The organism is Streptomyces hokutonensis (genome assembly GCF_042751305.1).
Lineage (GTDB): Bacteria > Actinomycetota > Actinomycetes > Streptomycetales > Streptomycetaceae > Streptomyces > Streptomyces hokutonensis_A.
Genome location: NZ_JBHYWD010000056.1, coordinates 1,649 through 3,401 on the forward strand (window position 1 = coordinate 1,649; position 1,753 = coordinate 3,401).

Genomic DNA, 1,753 nt, shown 5'->3' on the forward strand with positions numbered 1-1,753 from the left:
AGGGTGGTTGGTCGTTGTTTGAGAACTGCACAGTGGACGCGAGCATCTGTGGCCAAGTTTTTAAGGGCGCACGGTGGATGCCTTGGCACCAGGAACCGATGAAGGACGTGGGAGGCCACGATAGTCCCCGGGGAGTCGTCAACCAGGCTTTGATCCGGGGGTTTCCGAATGGGGAAACCCGGCAGTCGTCATGGGCTGTCACCCATACCTGAACACATAGGGTATGTGGAGGGAACGCGGGGAAGTGAAACATCTCAGTACCCGCAGGAAGAGAAAACAACCGTGATTCCGGGAGTAGTGGCGAGCGAAACCGGATGAGGCCAAACCGTATGCGTGTGAGACCCGGCAGGGGTTGCGTATACGGGGTTGTGGGATCTCTCTTCTGTCGTCTGCCGGCGACAGGACGAGTCAGAAACCGTTGATGTAGGCGAAGGACATGCGAAAGGTCCGGCGTAGAGGGTAAGACCCCCGTAGTCGAAACGTCAACGGCTCGTTTGAGAGACACCCAAGTAGCACGGGGCCCGAGAAATCCCGTGTGAATCTGGCGGGACCACCCGCTAAGCCTAAATATTCCCTGGTGACCGATAGCGGATAGTACCGTGAGGGAATGGTGAAAAGTACCGCGGGAGCGGAGTGAAATAGTACCTGAAACCGTGTGCCTACAAGCCGTGGGAGCGTCGCTCACAGAGTTTACTCTGTGGGTCGTGACTGCGTGCCTTTTGAAGAATGAGCCTGCGAGTTTGCGGTGTGTTGCGAGGTTAACCCGTGTGGGGAAGCCGTAGCGAAAGCGAGTCCGAATAGGGCGGTTTAGTAGCGCGCTCAAGACCCGAAGCGGAGTGATCTAGCCATGGGCAGGTTGAAGCGGAGGTAAGACTTCGTGGAGGACCGAACCCACCAGGGTTGAAAACCTGGGGGATGACCTGTGGTTAGGGGTGAAAGGCCAATCAAACTCCGTGATAGCTGGTTCTCCCCGAAATGCATTTAGGTGCAGCGTCGTGTGTTTCTTGCCGGAGGTAGAGCACTGGATAGGCGATGGGCCCTACCGGGTTACTGACCTTAGCCAAACTCCGAATGCCGGTAAGTGAGAGCGCGGCAGTGAGACTGTGGGGGATAAGCTCCATGGTCGAGAGGGAAACAGCCCAGAGCATCGACTAAGGCCCCTAAGCGTACGCTAAGTGGGAAAGGATGTGGAGTCGCAGAGACAACCAGGAGGTTGGCTTAGAAGCAGCCACCCTTGAAAGAGTGCGTAATAGCTCACTGGTCTAGTGATTCCGCGCCGACAATGTAGCGGGGCTCAAGCGTACCGCCGAAGTCGTGTCATTCCAGTAATAGCCCCAACGGGTGCTGGGATGGGTAGGGGAGCGTCGTGTGCCGGGTGAAGCCGCAGCGGAAGCTAGTGGTGGACGGTTCACGAGTGAGAATGCAGGCATGAGTAGCGATACACACGTGAGAAACGTGTGCGCCGATTGACTAAGGGTTCCTGGGTCAAGCTGATCTGCCCAGGGTAAGTCGGGACCTAAGGCGAGGCCGACAGGCGTAGTCGATGGATAACCGGTTGATATTCCGGTACCCGCTGTGAAGCGTCAAACATCGAGCATCGTGATGCTAAGGCCGTGAAGCCGTTCCGGACCCTTCGGGGAATGGAAAGTGGTGGAGCCGCCGGCCCAAGCGGTTAGTAGGTGAGTGATGGGGTGACGCAGGAAGGTAGTCCATCCCGGGCGGTGGTTGTCCCGGGGTAAGGGTGTAGGACGTC

The 1,753-nt window shown here is 57.5% G+C and carries 1 rRNA gene (only partly in view); it reads left to right on the top strand.

The features are described from left to right. Positions 1 to 50: 50 nt before the first annotated feature. Positions 51 to 1,753: ribosomal RNA gene (locus ACFXC1_RS51165) — 23S ribosomal RNA — on the top strand (it continues 1,487 nt past the right edge of the window).